At 68.0% G+C, this 16,065-nt stretch carries 13 protein-coding genes and 1 pseudogene; 7 read left to right on the top strand and 7 right to left on the bottom strand.

Features of this window, described 5'->3' with window-relative positions; genetic code table 11:
• Nucleotides 1–240 precede the first annotated feature (240 nt).
• The 7 genes and pseudogenes from ACAD63_RS24040 to ACAD63_RS24010 form a co-directional block, all read right to left on the bottom strand.
• A complete protein-coding gene (locus ACAD63_RS24040) occupies nt 241–1,992 on the bottom strand; it encodes an FAD-dependent oxidoreductase (protein WP_135703091.1) in 1,752 nt (583 codons plus the stop codon).
• A gap of 254 nt (nt 1,993–2,246) precedes the next feature.
• The gene (locus ACAD63_RS24035; protein WP_434034449.1) at nt 2,247–3,308 is read right to left on the bottom strand and encodes a phosphotransferase; all 1,062 of its coding nucleotides are present in this window, start codon (nt 3,306–3,308) and stop codon (nt 2,247–2,249) included.
• A gap of 139 nt (nt 3,309–3,447) precedes the next feature.
• Nucleotides 3,448–3,747, bottom strand: a pseudogene (locus ACAD63_RS24030) (NAD(P)(+) transhydrogenase (Re/Si-specific) subunit alpha); the annotation flags it as partial.
• Between the two features lie 53 nt (nt 3,748–3,800).
• Complete coding sequence (locus ACAD63_RS24025) at nt 3,801–4,595, bottom strand: TauD/TfdA dioxygenase family protein (protein ID WP_135703965.1); 795 nt, start codon at nt 4,593–4,595, stop codon at nt 3,801–3,803.
• Between the two features lie 26 nt (nt 4,596–4,621).
• On the bottom strand, nt 4,622–5,593 hold the full coding sequence (locus ACAD63_RS24020) for a zinc-binding dehydrogenase (RefSeq protein WP_135703095.1): 972 nt from the start codon (nt 5,591–5,593) through the stop codon (nt 4,622–4,624).
• Nucleotides 5,594–5,640: 47 nt separating this feature from the next.
• Nucleotides 5,641–6,006: a hypothetical protein gene (locus ACAD63_RS24015; RefSeq protein WP_133095776.1), complete on the bottom strand. Its 366-nt coding sequence runs from the start codon at nt 6,004–6,006 to the stop codon at nt 5,641–5,643.
• The gene (locus ACAD63_RS24010; protein WP_133095777.1) at nt 5,996–6,457 is read right to left on the bottom strand and encodes a hypothetical protein; all 462 of its coding nucleotides are present in this window, start codon (nt 6,455–6,457) and stop codon (nt 5,996–5,998) included. The genes ACAD63_RS24015 and ACAD63_RS24010 overlap by 11 nt, the downstream gene beginning before the upstream one ends.
• Nucleotides 6,458–6,676: 219 nt before the next feature.
• On the opposite strand from ACAD63_RS24010, the gene ACAD63_RS24005 reads away from it, so the two are divergent.
• The 7 genes from ACAD63_RS24005 to ACAD63_RS23975 all read left to right on the top strand — a co-directional run bounded on the left by ACAD63_RS24005 (nt 6,677) and on the right by ACAD63_RS23975 (nt 16,060).
• On the top strand, nt 6,677–6,967 hold the full coding sequence (locus ACAD63_RS24005; protein WP_133095778.1) for a UxaA family hydrolase: 291 nt from the start codon (nt 6,677–6,679) through the stop codon (nt 6,965–6,967).
• Between the two features lie 5 nt (nt 6,968–6,972).
• On the top strand, nt 6,973–8,127 hold the full coding sequence (locus tag ACAD63_RS24000; RefSeq protein WP_135703097.1) for a UxaA family hydrolase: 1,155 nt from the start codon (nt 6,973–6,975) through the stop codon (nt 8,125–8,127).
• 6 nt (nt 8,128–8,133) lie between these two features.
• The gene (locus tag ACAD63_RS23995; protein ID WP_133095780.1) at nt 8,134–8,838 is read left to right on the top strand and encodes a GntR family transcriptional regulator; all 705 of its coding nucleotides are present in this window, start codon (nt 8,134–8,136) and stop codon (nt 8,836–8,838) included.
• Nucleotides 8,835–9,878 (top strand): Ldh family oxidoreductase, encoded by a 1,044-nt coding sequence (locus tag ACAD63_RS23990; protein WP_135703098.1) that lies wholly within the window; start codon nt 8,835–8,837, stop codon nt 9,876–9,878. The genes ACAD63_RS23995 and ACAD63_RS23990 overlap by 4 nt, the downstream gene beginning before the upstream one ends.
• Nucleotides 9,879–9,970: 92 nt before the next feature.
• Entirely contained in the window at nt 9,971–13,543 is a 3,573-nt protein-coding gene (locus ACAD63_RS23985) for an indolepyruvate ferredoxin oxidoreductase family protein (RefSeq protein ID WP_434034448.1), read from the top strand.
• A 103-nt stretch (nt 13,544–13,646) separates the two neighbouring features.
• Nucleotides 13,647–14,651 (top strand): tripartite tricarboxylate transporter substrate binding protein, encoded by a 1,005-nt coding sequence (locus ACAD63_RS23980; RefSeq protein WP_135703966.1) that lies wholly within the window; start codon nt 13,647–13,649, stop codon nt 14,649–14,651.
• A 545-nt stretch (nt 14,652–15,196) separates the two neighbouring features.
• Nucleotides 15,197–16,060 carry a branched-chain amino acid ABC transporter permease gene (locus ACAD63_RS23975; RefSeq protein WP_133095783.1) on the top strand — a complete coding sequence of 288 codons (864 nt, stop codon included), beginning with the start codon at nt 15,197–15,199 and terminating at the stop codon, nt 16,058–16,060.
• The last annotated feature ends 5 nt before the right edge of the window (nt 16,061–16,065 follow it).

Raw genomic sequence — 16,065 nt, 5'->3', positions numbered from 1 at the left:
CAAAACTGGAGGTCGCTGGTGCGCTGGTGGCCATAAAAGCTCCGATCGCCATTTCAGCGTACGGAACATGCAGTTCCCGACTCTTGACCCAGGCAGCGCACCCTTGGCATATCGGCGGCACCCGAACGGACCATAACTACGATTCTATTAGTCGTAGTTATGAAGCGCAAGCAGTTTTTGATGGTGCAACGCTGCCCACCTGCATGTGCAGCAGTGGGATCTTGTCGCTGGGCTGGCCCCTCAGGCAGGCGTAGCCTGACGTGCGGTGCGTGCTTCTGTCAGGAAGCGATGAATCTGTGCGACCACGGCCGCGCCCTCGCCGACCGCCGACGCGACGCGCTTGGTGGAACCCGAACGTACGTCGCCGGTCGCGAACACGCCTTGCACGCTTGTCTGCAGCGGCAGGGCTTGCGGCGGCGCATCGGCGACGTCGGGGCCAGTCAGCACGAAGCCCTTGTCATCGAGCGATACCCCGCAGGTCCGCAGCCACCCCGTGTTCGGCTCGGCCCCGATGAACACGAACAGGTGATGGGTCGTCATGCTGCCCTCGGCGCCTCCTGCGCCACGATAATGCACCCGTTCAAGTTGCGTCTTGCCTTCCAGCGCGCGGAGCTCGATGCGCGTATGCAAAGTCAGGTTCGGCAGCGACTTGATGCGTTCCACGAGATAGCGCGACATGCTGTCGTCCAGCGTCGTGCCCCGGATGAACATGTGCACATGTTCGGCGTGCAATGAAAGGAAGACGGCCGCCTGTCCCGCCGAATTGCCGCCCCCGATCAGCAGAACGGGCTCGTTCCGGCACAACCTGGCCTCGAGCGGCGTTGCCCAGTAATAGACGCCGCCGCCCTCGAAGCGCGCCAGGCCGTCCACCGCCGGACGTCGATACTCGGCGCCCGAGGCGATCACCACGGTGCGCGAGCAGATGCGTTGACCGTCGGCAAGCTCGACGACAAGCGGCTGCTTGTCGCAATACAGAGCCTTGACTTCGCACGGGATACCGATATGGGCGCCGAATTTCTGCGCCTGGACGAAAGCGCGGCTCGCCAGCTCGTGCCCCGTGATGCCGGTCGGGAATCCGAGGTAGTTCTCGATACGCGCGCTCGAGCCCGCCTGCCCACCCGGCGCACGACAGTCGAACACAACCACGGACAAGCCTTCGGATGCTGCATAGACAGCGGTCGCCAGTCCGGCGGGCCCGGCGCCGATGATTGCCACATCGTAGACGTGGCTCGGCTTGAATTCCGGCACCAGTCCCAGGCACGATGCAAGCTGCCCCACATCCGGATTCCGCAAGGTAGTGCCGTTGGGACAGACTACCAGCGGAAAGTCGTCAGGCTGGGGCGTCAGGTGCTCGAGCAGTGCAATGGCATCCACATCGGCTTCGGCGTCGAGGGCCATGTATGGAAAGCCATTGCGCCGCAGGAAATCCTGTAGCGCCAGCAGGCGCGGATTGCCGGCAGCGCCGACGATCACGAGCCCGCGCCCACGCTCGACCGCCAGCGCACGCCGCAGGATCAGCGCGCGCATGATTTTCTCGCCGATATCGGCTTCCCGAATGATCAGTGCGCTGAGGTCATCCGGTCGCAGCAGCAACGCGTCAACATCTTCATCGACGTGCGCATCCACCACGGCCGGCTTGCTCGATAGTTGCGTGATATCCGAAGTAAATTCGCCGTGCTGCGTATAGATGTGGATGATCCGCTTTTCACGCAGGCCTTCGGGAGCAACGATGCGGACCTTCCCCGAGAGGATGACGAATACACCGGGACACGTATTGCCAACCCGGTACAGATATTCCCCGCGAGCGTAGTGGCAGACGCTGGCGAAGCGCCGCACCCGTTCGATTTCCGCTTCCGTCAGGACCGGGAACATCTGCTGATAACGAGGGTGTTCCCGCACGCTGGAGTCCTCGGCATCGCCGCTGGCGTACTGCTCCCCGCCCGGCACTTCCCGGGCATGCATGTCGCCTTCCGCATTCGATTCGATGCTCATCGCTAATCCCCCTGCTTGGCACTGCCACGATCACTATAGGTGAGGTGGCTGCAAGCATGGGACGGTTCCGGCGGCTGCCGCCGGGACCTCGGGGGCCGCGCATCGATGAAGAGCAGAGCGCTGTCGTTCACAGCTTGCCATGTACCGTTGGCGACACTGCACAGCCTGTGAGTTCCTGGCGGCCCTGACCGCGGGGCTGGCACAGGAAGCACCTCATGAGGCGGATCGAAAGAAATCTTCAGCGCTTGGTACCGCTACCGGCCCGCAGCACCATAGCGCAACGCGAACTGCCAGCCCAGCTCGGCCAGCGGCACGGCCTTCCGGCCCGTCTCCATGGCATCGGCCGCGGCCGCGTTGCCCTGGCGGGCGCGCTGGCCGATGCCGTGCATGATCGCCGCGAGCCGGAAGAAGTTGTAGGCAAGATAGAAGTCCCAGTGTTCGAGCGCGTGCGTGCCGTTGCTCTCGCCATACCAGCGCAGGTAGGCCTGCTCGTTGGGAATGCCGAGCGCCTGCAGGTCCAGTCCGCCGATGCCGCGCCACAGGTCGGCCGGGATATGCCAGCTCATGCAGTGGTAGGCCAGGTCAGCCAGCGGGTCGCCCAGCGTGGACAGCTCCCAGTCCAGCACGCCCAGCACGCGCGGCTCGGTCGGGTGGAACACCAGGTTGTCCATGCGGTAGTCGCCGTGCACGAGGCAGGTCCGGTCGGCATCGGGAACGTGGTGCGGCAGCCATTCGGCCAGCGCCGCCAGTGCCGGGTTGCCGTCCATGCCGGCATCGCGGCACTGGGCGGACCAGCGTGCGAGCTGGCGCGCCACGTAGCCGCCGGTGCGCCCGTAATCCTGCAGGCCGGCGGCGCGGTAGTCCACCCGGTGCAGCGCGCCGATCACGCGGTTCATCTCGCGGTAGTGGGCGGCGCGCCGCCCGCGTGCCACACCGGGCAGCGACTGGTCGTAGATGACGCGGCCCTGCAGGAAGTCCATCACGTAGAACGCGCTGCCCACGACGGCGAGGTCTTCGCTGTACAGGTGGACCCGCGGCACCGGCACGTCGCTGTCGCGCAGCGCCTGCATGACGCGGAACTCACGGTCGATGGCATGCGCCGATGACAGCAGCTGTCCCGGCGGCCTGGTGCGCAGCACGTACTGCTGCGCACCGCACGCGATCCGGTAGGTCGGGTTGGACTGACCGCCCGCCAGGCGCTCCAGCGTCAGCCGGGGCTGCGCGATCAGGCCTTCGCGGTGCAGCAGCGCCGCCAGCGCGGCGTTGTCGAATCCCGTGCCGCCTGCGTCGGGCGGCGCCGCTTGGGCTGCTTGCATCGATTCGTTCTCCGTGTGGCCTTCGTTGTCGGCTTGCCGCGCGGCTCAGGCAGCCTTGACCATGTCCTCGACCACCTTCTTGGCGTCGCCGAACACCATCATGGTCTTGTCCATGTAGAACAGCTCGTTGTCCAGGCTTGTTCTCGGCATCGAAGGGATTGAGCATGCCCACCAGTACGGCCCCCGGCTTCATCTGTGCCAGTTCCGCGTCGTCGGGCGCGCGCACCTTGAGCACCAGCTGTGCCCCCAGCGCTTCGGCAGCGGTGCCGATGGTGGCACCGGCCGCTTCATACGCGCCGTCGGGCTGGCTGGCGCGAACGCCGGCGCCGGCCTGCACGACCACCTTGTGGCCCTGGGCGACGTACTTCTTTACGGTCTCCGGCGTCGCGGCAACACGCGCCTCCCCCGCCCGCGACTCAGTCGGGATCCCTATCAGCATCTTCATTCTCCGGATTGGCGCCGCATGGCGGCGCCGGTCTGTGGCGTTGCGGCTCAGCGCGGCACTTCGCCTTCCAGCGTGACGCGGTTCAAGACACGTTCGGCATTGCCGTAGTCGTGCACCGCGTAGTGCATGGTGCAGCGGTTGTCCCACATCAGCACATCGCCCTGCTGCCACATATGGCGGTAGACGTTGTCGGGCGAGACCGAATGCTCGTAGAGGAAGTCGAGCAGTGGCCGGCTCTCCGCCTCGGTCATGCCCTCGATGCACTGCGCGGTATCGGGATGGCCGACGTACAGCGCCTTGCGGCCGGTTTCCGGGTGAGTGCGCACGATCGGATGCACGGCGGCGGGAACCTTGTCGGAGCCGGTCATTTTGGCCAGCCGCGCGCCGGAGAAGCGGCAGCGCAGCCCTTCGATCATGCGCTGCATCGCCGGCGACAGCCGCTCGTAGGACACGTACTGGTTGCACCACATGGTGTCGCCGCCAACCGGGATGGTGACCGCCGACAGGATCGAGATCTTGGGCGGCACCTCGGTGTAGATCGAGTCCGAATGCCAGGCCTCGGTCGACGCGGTCTCCTTGGGAATCTTGGTCACCTGGGCCAGCTCCGGGAACTCTGTCAGGCCCTTGAGCAGCGGGTTGCCCTGCACCGGCTTGCCCCAGCGCCGCGCGAAGGCGACCTGCGCCGCGGGCTGCAGGTGCTGGCCGCGGAATACCAGCACACCGTATTCCAGGAATGCGCGGTGCAGGATGTCGAAGCTGGCATCGTCGAGCGGCTGGTTCAGGTCGACGCCGGTCACGGCGGCACCAACGGAACCGGTCAGCGGCTGGATCTGGATGGTCATCATGTCTCCTCGTCTTTTCTGTGGAATCAGTCTGCAAGCAGCACAATCTTGCCCACGTGCTGCTCTTGCTTCATGTAGGCATGCGCGGCGGCTATATCGGTCATGGCAAAGGTGCGATCGATTGGCAGCCGCACACGCCCCGCGCGCAGGAACGGCAGCATGTCGCGCGCGCAGGCCTGGATGCATTCCAGCCGCTCCTGTTCGGTGCGGGTGCGGAAGGTCACGCCGATCAGCTGCAGGCGCTTGAGCCAGAGCTGCGTCAGGTCGATCTGCGCGGTCGCGGAACCCAGCCGCGCGATGTTCACCAGCCGGCCCTTGACCGCCAGGCTTTGCATATTGGCTTCGAACAGCGGGCCGCCGACCGTGTCGATGATGATGTCGACACCCTTGTCGCCGGTGGCCGCCATGACCGCCGCGACCTGGTCGTCGCGCGAGGCATCGATGCCCACGTCCACGCCGAACTGGCTGATCTTGTCGAGCTTGGCCGCCGAGCGCGACGACGCGATCACGGGGCGCGCGCCCATCAGCGAGGCGATCTGGATCGCCGCCATCGCCACGCCACCCGAGGCGCCGTTGACCAGCACCGATTCGCCCGCCACCAGCCGGCCGTTGGTGACCAGCGCATCATGCGCGGTGATAAAGACATTGGGAAACGCCGCGGCATCGATCCACGACAGCCCGTCCGGCACCGGCATCAGCGCCAGCGGCTCGGCCACCACGTACTCGGCCTGGCAGCCGCGGCCATGACCCATCACGCGGTCGCCCTTGCGCCAGCCGCTGACGCCCGCGCCAACGTCGGCCACCTCGCCGGCAAACTCGACGCCGGCGGTGATGGTATTGCCCGAGCGCAATTCCTTCGCCTGGTTGATCTCGCCCCGGTTCAGGCCGGCGGCGCGCACCCTGACCAGCACCTGCCCCGCCGCCGCCACCGGCACCGGGATATCCTGCACTTCGACCTTGCCGCCCTCCGGGCCCGGCACTACGCGGACTGCCTTCACTGTTGTCTCCTTTCCCGATTGATCCCTGTGCTGCCCTATGCACTGCCTTATGTGCTACCAAGCGCCGTCGCCCTGATCAGCGACAGCAGTTCCAGTGCGCGCTCGGCGGCTGCTTCACCGCCGGGGTGGTTGCCGCGCACGAACGGCACGCGGCTGTCCTCGATCGCGGCCAGCGCATGCAGCGGCCGTTCCGCCGCCACCGCCAGCCGGCGGAATTCATTGACGGTCAGCAGGTAGCTGTGGAACACGTCCGCCTGCGGCGGCGTGGTGCCGAGCTTGTGCAGCAGCGCGTTGAGCCAGTGCGTGCCGGCCAGCATCGCGCCTTCGATCAGCATCTCGTAGTCGGCGCTGGTGCACTTCTGCAGCGATGCCTCGATGCCGCGCGCCATCGCCATGTGGCGTTCAATATCCATCCCTTGCTCCTTCCAGTCGCGCCGCCAGCAGCGCCAGGCAGCGGCGCAGCGCCGCATCGCAGACTTCGGCAATGGCCGGGGTGGGTTCAAGGCCCTCGCGCAGGCAGGGATCGCGGTAATGCTCGATCTCCTCCATCGCCGCCATCATCGCCGCGATGTCGGCAGGCACCGGTGCCTCGACCTTCGGCCGGCCCACATGGAGCACGTCGCCCAGCGGACCGAACGCCGGCCTGAGGCTGCCATCGGGCTGCGGCACCAGGTAGACGCCTGGCTGCGTGGGAAACCTGTCGTCGTCCTGCGTGACGCCCGCGTGGTGCAGCGCCGCGTTCACGGCATGGGTGCCCGCGGTCATGCCTGCCCAGAACCAGAGGCCGAAATCCTGCTGCGGATCGAGCCGCGCACGCAGCGCCTGCAGCCGCCCGATCTTCTCCTGGTGTGACCGAACCTTCATGCCTGTCTTCTCCAGTGGGTTCGCGGTGTCGATAAACCGGCGCCGACACCGCCGCCGTTGTCATGACGATAGACAGCAGAGATGCCGGTGTCAACAAACTTCTATATAGGACTTCCATGGATAGAGTAGTGGTTTCCTCGTAGAACCCGCAATTTTTCTTGACCATACGCCGGCCGGTTCCCTACAGTTGGCCTCAACACCTATACAGGAGTTGATCAAATGCCGCGAGCCATCGTACTGAACCCGGCCGACAACGTGGCCACCCTGCTGGGCACCGGCAATGCCGGCGAGGCCTGCGTGCTGGAAGGCGAGCGCGCCGGCACGCTGGTGCTGCTGCAGGACGTGCCGTTCGGCCACAAGATCTGCATTGCCGACACGGCGGCGGGCGCCACCATCGTGAAATACGGCCAGGTCATCGGCCGCGCCAGCCGCGCGGTGCGCGCCGGCGAACACATGCATGTCCACAACATCGAGTCGGCGCGTGCCCGCGGCGACCTGCACAAGGGGTAAAGCAGATGACAACAACCTTCCTCGGATACCCGCGCGAGAACGGCGCGGTCGGCGTGCGCAACTGGGTCGCGGTGGTTTCCGTGATGGACAACTGCAACCCGGTGACCCGGACCATCGCGCGCACCGTGGGCGGCTGCATCCCGGTGACGACGCTGTTCGTGCGCGGGCAGTTCGGCGCCGACCTGGACTTCGCCTTCGAGTCGCTCGCCGGGCTGGGCCGCAATCCGAATATCGCGGCAGTGCTGCTGGTCGGCCTGGAAGAGTCGTCGACCGAGGAAGTGGCGCGCCGCATCCGCAGCACCGGCAAGCCGGTCGAACGCGTGCACCTGCAGCCCGACGGCACGGTCGCATGCATTGCCGACGGCACGCGCAAGGCCGCGCGGCTGTCGCTGGCGGCGTCGAGGGCGCGGCGCGTGCCGTGCCCGGTGTCGTCCCTGGTGATCGGCGTGGAGTGCGGCGGCTCGGACACCACCTCCGGGCTCAGCTGCAATCCCGTGATCGGCCGCATGGCGGACATGGTCGTGGCGGAGGGCGGCACCGTGATCATCTCCGAGACCTCCGAGTTCATCGGCGCCGAGCACCTGTTTGCCGAGCGCGCCACCGATGGCCGCGTGCGCGAGGCCTTCGTCACCGCGGTGCGCAACATGGAAAACCTGGCGATCTCGCGCGGCGTGGACATGCGCGAGGACCAGCCCTCGCCCGACAACAAGCGCGGCGGCCTGACCACGGTCGAGGAAAAGGCGCTGGGCGCGATGGCCAAGGCCGGCACCAGCCCGCTGGTGGGCGTGCTGCGCTACGGCGAGGCACCGCAGAAGAAGGGCTTGCATTTCATGGACGCACCGGCCGCGGCAGTGGAAAATCTCACTGCGCTGGCTGCCGGCGGATGCCAGCTGACCTTCTTCGGCACGGGGGTGGGCAATCCGATCGGCAGCATGGTGGCACCGACGGTCAAGGTGTGCGGCAACGTCAATACCCTGCACACCATGGCCGACAACATTGACTTCGACGTCAGCGGCGTCCTGCAGCACGGGGACAAGATCCCTGACCTCGGCGAGCAGCTGTACGGCTATGCGATCGATGTCGCATCCGGCACGCGGCTGACCAGCGAGGTGCTCGATATCCGGGAGACCGCGATCAGTCGATTCGCCCTGAGCCTTTGAACGACCATGACCAAACTTAGCAGCGTCTCCGACGCCATCATCCGCTCCATCGAGTCCGGCGCCCTGCGCGAAGGCGACCGGCTGCCCTCCGAGGGCGAGCTGGCCACCTTCCACGGGGTCAGCGTGGGCACGGTGCAGAAGGCGCTGGCGCGGCTGACGCACTCGGGGCTGATCACGCGCGAGCAGGGCCGCGGCACCTTTGTCTCGGGCACCCGGGTGGCGCCGGCCGACGTGCGCTACCTGCGCTTTCGCGACGAGCAGGGCAACGAGCTGCCGTCCTATGTGCACGCCCGCTCGGTCAAGCGCGTCAAGCGCCAGGGTCCCTGGTCGGAATTCCTCGGCGGCGATGGCTGCGTGCGCATCGAGCGCGTCATCAGCGTGGGCGGGCGCCTGGACCTGTACAGCGAGTTCTGGATGCGCGACGAAGACTTCGCCCAGCTCGGCGGCCTGGACCGCGAGGCGCTGGAGAAGAACCTGCGCGAGCTGATCGGCCAGCGCCTGTCGCTGCCGACGCTGCGCGTGGACCAGTGGATCCGCTTCGGGCCGGCCCCCGCCACGGCGGCGCGCGAGATCGGGCTGGAACCCGACGCGCCGGCCTTCATCATGGAGCTGCGCGGCTACACGCTGCGCGACCAGCCGCTCTACTACCAGTCGGTCTATGCCGCCCCGTTCTCGGAGCGCCTGATGATTGTCAGGGAGAAGTCAACATGACGAGCCGTACCATCCGTCGCACTGCAGACCAGCTCACGCACTGGACCGCGGCCATCTTCGAAGCGTGCGGCGTGGCGTCCGGCCATGCGCACGAGGCCGCCGCCGGGCTGGTGCGCAGCGAGCTGCGCGGCTACAGGACCCATGGCCTGACCCGGGTGCCGTCCTACGTCGAGCGCCTGCGCGCGGGCGACTTCAACCCGCGTCCGCGGATGTCGCATCGCGCCTTCCCGGGCGGGATCGTGCTCGATGCCGATGGCGCCATGGGCCAGGTTGCGGCGCCGCACGCGGTGCGGCTGGGCCTGCAGGCGCTCGAGCACAGCGCCAGCGTGCTGGTCGCGGTGCAGTCGTGCGGCCACCTGGGCGCGCTGGGCCTGCCGGCCCTGCAGGCCGCCGAGACCGGCGCCTTCTGCATGGTCGGCCAGCGCACTCCGCCGATGCTGGGCATGGAAGGCTTTGCCCGCCCGGCGCTGGGCCACAACCCCATCGCTTTCGGCTGCCCGCTGCCGGGCGCGGCGCCGATCGTGTTCGACGTGGCCTGCAGCGTCGCCGCGCGCGGCCATATCCTGCTGGCCGCGCGCGCAGGCAAACCCATCCCGGAAGGCTGGGCGCTCGATGCCGACGGCCAGCCCACCACCGATGCCAGGCGCGCGCTGGAGGGCTCGCTGCTGCCCATGGGCGGGCACAAGGGCATCGGCATCGCCATGATGGTGGAATGCCTGGCCGGCGCCATGGCCGCCACCGCCGACTCGCTGTCGCCGGAGCGCAATACCGTCTCCGGTGCCGGCGCGGTCGGCCGCCAGGGCGGCTTTGTCTGGCTGGTCAAACCCGAGGCCTTCGCCGGCCAGCAGCTCTTTGCCGACTACATGGCGCAATGGACCGGCAACTACCTTGCCGCCGGCGGTGCCGACGCGCGCCTACCCGGCCATCGCGGCGACCTGCTCGAGCGCGAAGGGCGCCAGCACGGCATTGCCTTGCCCGATGCCTTAGCGCGGGAGCTGGACACGCTCGGCCAGGCGCTGGGCATCCCCCTGCCCGGGTAACCGGTTTTCTTTTCCGTCTTGCCGAAGATCCGGGTGCCATGCGCACACCGGCTGGCCCCCCTTCAACCCTGCTTGCCTGAAAAACCGCCACTATGAATGCCCCCATGCCCCCCGATGCGGCCCGCCAGGCCCTGGCCGCTGTGTCGATCGATGACAAGTACGCGCTGGAGTCCGGCCGTGCCTATATGAGCGGCGTACAGGCGCTGGTGCGCCTGCCGCTGCTGCAGCGCCGGCGCGATGCCGCGGCCGGCCACAACACCGCCGGCTTTATCTCCGGCTATCGCGGCTCGCCGCTGGGCACCTATGACCAGGCGCTGTGGCAGGCGCGCGCGCACCTGGCCGCCAGCAACGTGGTGTTCAAGCCCGGCGTCAATGAAGAACTCGGCGTCACGGCGGTGTGGGGCTCGCAGCAACTGGAGTTCGATGCCGCCAGCAGGAAGTTCGATGGCGTGTTCGGCATCTGGTACGGCAAGGGTCCCGGCGTGGACCGCAGCGGCGACGCGCTCAAGCACGCCAACCTGGCCGGCACCGCGCCGCTGGGCGGCGTGATCGCGCTGGCTGGCGACGACCACGTGTCCAAGAGCAGCACGCTGGCGCACCAGAGCGACCACACCTTCATGGCGTGCGGGCTGCCGGTGTTCTTCCCGGCGAACGTGCAGGACATCCTCGACCTGGGCGTGCATGCCTTTGCGATGAGCCGCTTCAGCGGGCTGTGGTCGGGCATGAAGACGGTGCAGGAAGTGGTGGAATCGGGCGCCTCGGTGGTCACCGACGCCGACCGCGTGCGCATCGTGCTGCCGGAGGATTTCACGCAGCCCGCCGGCGGCCTGCATATCCGCTGGCCCGACGACCCGCTCGCGGCCGAGGCGCGCATGATGGAGTTCAAGTGGCCGGCGGCGCTGGCCTACGTGCGCGCCAACCGCCTCAACCGCAATGTGATCGAGGGTCCCGATGACCGGCTGGGCATCATTGCCAGCGGCAAGGCCTACAGCGACACACGCCAGGCGCTGCTGGACCTGGGGCTGGACGATGCCGCCTGCCGCGCCCTCGGCATCCGCCTGCACAAGGTCAGCGTGGTGTGGCCACTGGAGCCGGACAGCGTGCGCGACTTCGCGCGCGGCCTGCGCGAGGTGCTGGTGGTCGAGGAAAAACGGCCTGTGATCGAGCAGCAGCTCAAGGACGAGCTCTACCACTACCCGCCCGCGGCGCGCCCCGCCGTGTTCGGCAAGTACCACCACAGCGACGGCAATGGCGGCGAGTGGAGCCACCGCAAGCCCGCCGAAGACTGGCTGCTGCGCGCCAAGGCCGACCTGTCGCCGGCGCTGGTGGCCAAGGCCATCGCGCTGCGGCTGAAGGCACTGGGCGTGCCGGCCGACATGGCCGCGCGCATGGACCAGCGCCTGCAGGAGATCGCCGCCGCCGAACGCGCCACCGCGCAGGGCGACAGCCGCGCCACCGACCGCCTGCCCTGGTTCTGCCCCGGCTGCCCGCACAACACCAGCACGCGCGTGCCGGAGGGCTCGGTGGCGACCGCCGGCATCGGCTGCCACGGCATGGTGGTGTGGATGGACCGGTCCACCACCTCGTGGTCGCAGATGGGCGGCGAAGGCGTGCACTGGATGGGCCAGGCGCCCTTCAGCAAGCGCGCGCACATGTTCGCCAACCTGGGCGATGGCACCTACAACCACTCTGGCCTGCTGGCGGTGCGCCAGTCGATCCACGCCGGTGTGAACCTGACCTACAAGATCCTGTTCAACAGCGCGGTGGCCATGACCGGCGGCCAGCCGGTCGACGGCCAGCTCGACGTGCCGGCAATGACGCGCGAACTGGCCGCCGAGGGCGCGCGCCAGATCGTGGTGGTGACGGACGAGCCGGGCAAGTACAAGGGTGTCGGCAACCTCGCGGCGGGCGTCACCGTGCGCCACCGCGACGAGCTGGACACCGTGCAGCGCGAGCTGCGCGAGGTCGCCGGCGTGACCGTGATCATCTACGACCAGGCCTGCGCCACCAAGAAGCGCCGCGAGCGCAAGCGCGGCACCATGGCCGATCCGGCCCGGCGCGTGGTCATCAACGAGCTGGTGTGCGAAGGCTGCGGCGACTGCTCGGTGCAGAGCAACTGCCTGGCCGTGCAGCCGGTGGAAACCGATTTCGGGCGCAAGCGCAAGGTCAACCAGGACACCTGCAACAAGGACTTCTCCTGCACCAAGGGCTTCTGCCCGAGCTTTGTCACGGTCGAAGGCGGCCAGCTGAAGAAGCCCGCGAAGCCGGCCGGCGGCAAGGCCACGCCGCCGGCGATCCCGATGCCCGCGCTGCCGGATGCCGGCAAGCCGCAGCGCATCGTGGTGGCCGGCATCGGCGGCACCGGCATCGTCACCATCGGCGGCGTGCTCGGCATGGCTGCGCACCTGGAAGGCAAGGGCGTGATCACGCAGGACGCGACCGGCATGGCGCAGATGGGCGGCGCCACCTGGAGCCATATCCAGATCGCCGCCAGCCCCGACGCGCTGCACGCCAGCCGCGTCGACCTGGGCATGGCCGACCTGGTGATCGCCTGCGACACCGTGGTCGCGGCCGGCAAGGCGTCGCTGGCGGCGATGTCGGCACGGACCTATGTGGTGCTGAACAGCCACCTGACCCCCACCGCGGCATTCGTGCGCAACCCCGACTGGGATCCGCAGGCCGGCGAGGCGGTGGCGCGTATCGCGCGCGCCGTCGGCGAAGGGCAACTGGCCAGCTTCGACGCCGAGCAGGTCGCGAAGCAGCTGCTGGGCCAGTCGATCTTCGCCAACCTGCTGCTGCTCGGCTATGCCTGGCAGCAGGGCAAGGTGCCGCTGTCGCACGCGGCGCTGATGCGGGCCATCGAGCTCAACGGCGTGCAGGTGGAAAGCAACAAGGCGGCGTTCGAATGGGGGCGCCTGGGCGCGCACGATATGCCTGCTCTGCAGTCGTACCTGCCGTCGCAGCCGGACGGCTCGCAGGTGATCCAGTTCGTGCGCAAGGTGCCGCTGGCGGAACTGGCGGGCAAATACGCCGGGTTCCTGGCCGGCTACCAGAACCGGGCCTATGCGGCGCAATACGAGTCGTTCATCAGTCGCGTCAGCGCAGCGGAATCGGTCGTCGGCGGCACCCGCCTCAGCGAAGCCGTGGCCCGCTCGCTGTTCAAGCTGATGGCCTATAAAGACGAATATGAGGTGGCGCGCCTGCACACCGGCGCCGCCTTCCGCGAGCAGATCGCGTCGATGTTCGAAGGCAAGGTCCGCCTGGTGCACCACCTCGCGCCGCCGCTGCTGGCGCGCAGGAACCAGGACGGCGAGCCGGTCAAGGGGGCTTACGGCCCATGGATGCGCAACGCCTTCGGCGTGCTGGCCCGCCTCAAGGGCCTGCGCGGCACGCCGTTCGATCCCTTCGGCTACACGCAGGAACGCAGGCAGGAACGCGCGCTAATTGGCGAGTACCGCCGCAGCATCGAAGCCTTGCTGCCGGCACTTTCCGCGCACAACCTCGAACTGGCACTGGAGATCGCGCGGCTGCCGCAGGAGATCCGCGGCTACGGCCACGTCAAGGCGCGCAACCTGGCCGCCACCCGCATCCGCTGGGAGCGGTTGATGGCGCAGTGGCACGCGGGCGGCACGCAGGTTCCGGCGCGGACCAGCGCGGCGGCATAGGCAAGCTCAAACAGCATCCACCACAGACTGAAGACAACGAACGGGTCCCGGCCGCCGCTGCTGCCGCGGGTCCCGCCACAGAGACAGCGAGGAGACAGAGATGATGAAGACCGTACTGAACCGCTTTGGCCGCGCCCTGGGTGCGATCGCGCTTGCCACCTCATTTGGCGCCCCATTTGCCGCCTGCGCCACCGGTGCGCTAGCGCAGGGCGGATATCCCAACCGCCCGATCCGCATCATCGTGCCCTGGCCCGCGGGCGGCGGTGTCGACGCCGTCACGCGCACGGTGGCCGAGAAGATGAGCGCCAGCCTGGGCCAGCAGGTGATCGTCGACAACCGCCCCGGCGCCACCGGCAATATCGGCGCCGGCATGGGCGCGAAGGCGGCACCCGACGGCTACACGCTGCTGGTCGCCAGCGCGCCGATGGCGATCAATGCCAGCCTGCACAAGAACCTGCCGTTCGACCTGGGCAAGGACTTCGCGCCGCTGGGCCTGATGGCGAGCTCGCCCTACATGCTGGTGGTCAACCCGTCGGTGGCCGGTTCCGTCAAGGAACTGGTGGCGCGCGCCAGGGCCGAGCCCGGCAAGCTGAGCTATGCTTCGGTCGGGCCGGGCACGCAGCAGAACGTGGTCAGCGAAGTGTTCAAGGAAAACGCCCAGATCAACGTCGTGCACGCTCCCTACAAGGGTGGCCCGCAGGCGCTGACCGACATGGTGGGCGGGCATATCCACATGATGTTCCACGGCGTGCCGGCGGTGATGCCATTCGTCAAGGGCGGCCAGCTCAAGGCCATTGCCGTGGCAAGCAAGCAGCGCCTGCCGCTGTTCCCTGACGTGCCGACCATGGCGGAGTCCGGCTTCCCCGGCATCGAGGCCAGCGAATGGTATGGCCTGGTGGCCCCTGCCGGCACGCCCAAGGAAATCGTCGCGCTGCTCGGCAAGGAAATCGACAAGGCGCTCAACGCCCCCGGCGTGCGCCAGCAACTGGCCAGCAAGGGCTATGACCCGGCCGCGCCGGGCACGCCGGACCAGTTCGCGTCCTTCATGGCGGCCGAGCAGAAGAAGTGGGCGCTGGCGATCAAGCAGACCGGGTTCCGCCTGGAGTAAGCGGCCACCGTCGCCCGCTCGCATTCCCCATCCTGCCTGCCTCCGCAATCGGTACGACGCTTCCGGCGCCGTACCGATTGGGGCTTTCCCGAGGGTTTCGCTGTCGCTATTTCGCTGTGCGGAATTGTCAGCCGGTTTCCTTGACGATGCCGCGAAGCCTGTGCAAAAGTCGGTGAAAACGAACGATCGTGCGGGAATAATCCCGACACCTCGTCACCGGGCTTTCGCTGCCGCCGATGGCACAGCGGTGCCCGGCAAGCCGGGCGGCCACGTTGCCGCATCGCACAGGAGACAGCCCATGCAGTATCCGCACCCCGCGTCCGCGCATCCGCCCCGTGACCGTCACGGCGCGATCCCCGCCACGCCGGCCGGCACACGCCAGCCAGGCGCCGGCGCCCGCTGTCAGGCCCGCACTCCGCGCACCTGATCCCCATACGCCCCGAATTCTTGCGCGGCAGCGCCCGGCGCTGCCGCGAGGGATCACGCGCGGCGTCTTGCCAGCGCGTGCCTGGATTTCCGATTCGCGAACCGCATGAGGTAACCCCGTGGCATTGTTCCTTCAACAGATACTCAACGGCCTGACGCTGGGCGGCGTCTACAGCCTGGTGGCGCTTGGCCTGACGCTGGTCTACGGCATCCTGCACGTGCCCAATTTCGCGCACGGCGCGTTCTACATGGCCGGCGCCTATGTGTCGTACTACCTGATGACGGCGCTGGGCATGAACTACTGGCTGGCGATGGTCGGCGCCGCGCTGGTGGTGGCGGTGCTGTCGATGCTGGCCGACCGGCTGGTGTTCCATCCGCTGCGCAACTCGCCCGAGCTGCACGACATGATCGCGGCCATCGGCATCCTGCTGTTCCTGGAGGCCGGCGCGCAGGCGCTGTGGGGCGCGGACTTCCATCGCATGCCGACGCCGTACGGCCAGATCGTCGACGTCTTCGGCCTGACCGCGCCGCTGCAGCGCCTGCTGATCATCGGCGCCGCGTTTGCGCTGATGGTGCTGCTGCACCTGTTCCTCACGCGCACCATGACCGGCGCCACCATCATGGCGATGGCGCAGAACCGCGACGGCGCCGCGCTGGTCGGCATCGATGCGACGCGCGTCACGCTGCTGGTCTTCGCCATCTCCGGCGCACTGGCCGCGATCGCCGCCACGCTGTACGCGCCGATCAACCTGGTCTACCCGAGCATGGGCAACCTGGTGATCACCAAGGCCTTCGTCATCATCATCCTGGGCGGCATGGGCAGCATTCCCGGCGCCATCGTCGGCGGGCTGATCATCGGCATGGCCGAGAGCTTCGGCGGCTTCTACGTTTCCACCGACTACAAGGACATCATCGCCTTCGTGCTGCTGGTGGTGATCCTGTCGATCCGGCCGCAGGGCCTGTTTGCCGGCAAGGCAGCCTGAGGAGT

The sequence above is a fragment of the Cupriavidus sp. a3 genome (genome assembly GCF_051015765.1).
Lineage (GTDB): Bacteria > Pseudomonadota > Gammaproteobacteria > Burkholderiales > Burkholderiaceae > Cupriavidus > Cupriavidus oxalaticus_A.
Note: the sequence above shows the minus strand (reverse complement) of the source record. Positions and strands in the feature narration are given on the sequence as shown.

What these genes read in the sequence shown, in the direction of transcription:
- ACAD63_RS23980 (WP_135703966.1), top strand. Translation starts at nt 13,647, where the DNA reads ATGAAGACCGTACTGAACCGCTTTGGCCGCGCCCTGGGTGCGATCGCG.
- ACAD63_RS23995 (WP_133095780.1), top strand. Translation starts at nt 8,134, where the DNA reads ATGACCAAACTTAGCAGCGTCTCCGACGCCATCATCCGCTCCATCGAG.
- ACAD63_RS24040 (WP_135703091.1), bottom strand. Translation starts at nt 1,992, where the DNA reads ATGAGCATCGAATCGAATGCGGAAGGCGACATGCATGCCCGGGAAGTG.
- ACAD63_RS24005 (WP_133095778.1), top strand. Translation starts at nt 6,677, where the DNA reads ATGCCGCGAGCCATCGTACTGAACCCGGCCGACAACGTGGCCACCCTG.
- ACAD63_RS23985 (WP_434034448.1), top strand. Translation starts at nt 9,971, where the DNA reads ATGAATGCCCCCATGCCCCCCGATGCGGCCCGCCAGGCCCTGGCCGCT.
- ACAD63_RS24010 (WP_133095777.1), bottom strand. Translation starts at nt 6,457, where the DNA reads ATGAAGGTTCGGTCACACCAGGAGAAGATCGGGCGGCTGCAGGCGCTG.
- ACAD63_RS24035 (WP_434034449.1), bottom strand. Translation starts at nt 3,308, where the DNA reads ATGCAAGCAGCCCAAGCGGCGCCGCCCGACGCAGGCGGCACGGGATTC.
- ACAD63_RS24025 (WP_135703965.1), bottom strand. Translation starts at nt 4,595, where the DNA reads ATGACCATCCAGATCCAGCCGCTGACCGGTTCCGTTGGTGCCGCCGTG.
- ACAD63_RS23990 (WP_135703098.1), top strand. Translation starts at nt 8,835, where the DNA reads ATGACGAGCCGTACCATCCGTCGCACTGCAGACCAGCTCACGCACTGG.
- ACAD63_RS24015 (WP_133095776.1), bottom strand. Translation starts at nt 6,006, where the DNA reads ATGGATATTGAACGCCACATGGCGATGGCGCGCGGCATCGAGGCATCG.
- ACAD63_RS24000 (WP_135703097.1), top strand. Translation starts at nt 6,973, where the DNA reads ATGACAACAACCTTCCTCGGATACCCGCGCGAGAACGGCGCGGTCGGC.